Source organism: Protofrankia sp. Cas8 (assembly GCF_963555845.1).
In the GTDB taxonomy this organism is placed as follows: Bacteria; Actinomycetota; Actinomycetes; order Frankiales; family Frankiaceae; genus Protofrankia.
The window spans coordinates 1-1076 of the sequence record NZ_CAUVXI010000352.1; the positions used below are offsets into that span (position 1 = coordinate 1).

Genomic DNA, 1076 nt, shown 5'->3' on the forward strand with positions numbered 1-1076 from the left:
GCTCCCGCCCCGAACCCCCACACCTACGTCCACAATCCCTATCGGGAGCTCGACCCCCTCGGCCTCGCCCCGTGCACGCTTAAACAGGTCAAAATTGATCTTTGGCGAGTCGGAATGAGCGTTCGTGATTACGACATCGTCCATGTTCCTGAGATTCGCGATCTTGCGGGGAGGCTGATCCACGGGAGGTCCAGTGCATTTTCTGACGGTCGTCCCGTCCTTGGTCCACGAGGTCGCTCTTTGATTGAAATAACTGATCTCGGCCTATCTTCGAAGGACAATGCTGTGGTAACTATTTTCCATGAAATCTACCATGTCCGATCGAATATTCTTCGTGGGCACGGAGGAACGGAGGATGCAGCCGAGGAGTTTGGTCAGATGATGGTCGACATATTCAGGAGAAGGATTCGGTAGCGTGATGCAGGTGGTTTGGAAACAATACAGCAACCAGGAGGTTGACCGGCTCGCCGCGCATGCTCCGCCCATGACTGACAGGTCAGAAAGGACCTGTCCGGCTTGCGCGCGAAGGGCTGTTCGAACATATTACTATGAACGTGAGCGCTTCGGTCGCCCGATCGGGGTGCTGTATGCGTGGTGTGCCAACTGCTGTCGATACACCTCTTCTGTCGGTGAACCTCTGTCTCCGTTGTTCGCTTTCGATACTCCGGATGAAGCAGCCGATGTCCTGGCTCGTGCTCGCAGGGTGGACGACCCCAGGATGATCATTGAACGGCTCGACGCTCTCTGGAATTCAGGCGTACTGCCTCAAAAATTCACCCGACGAGCGAGGAAGTAAAAGCTTGGCGGCCACTTTTGTCACAACGACGGGTCGAGTTTCAGATAATTCGGTAGTCAGGGCTTGTCGATCGCGCTCTGGAAGATTCTCCGGGTCGGAACGCGGTGTGCCGGGACGATTCATCGAGGCGGATCCCGGTTAAAGGACGCGGGGAAGCGCTGGCGCGCACTATCCTGTCCAGAACACCTCTGAGTGCTACCGCAAGGCGACTACGTAACGCAGCTGGTCGAAACTCTGCGCAACCTTCCCGCAGCCCTGATGTTCGCCCACGCATGGCTCG

Annotated in this window: 1 protein-coding gene; it reads left to right on the forward strand. The window is 56.6% G+C overall.

The genetic code is table 11. The annotated features are described in order from the left end of the window. The coding region (locus U9977_RS26715) for a hypothetical protein (RefSeq protein ID WP_322752036.1) at nt 1–414 on the forward strand (414 nt) is incomplete at its 5' end. Nucleotides 415–1076 lie beyond the last annotated feature (662 nt).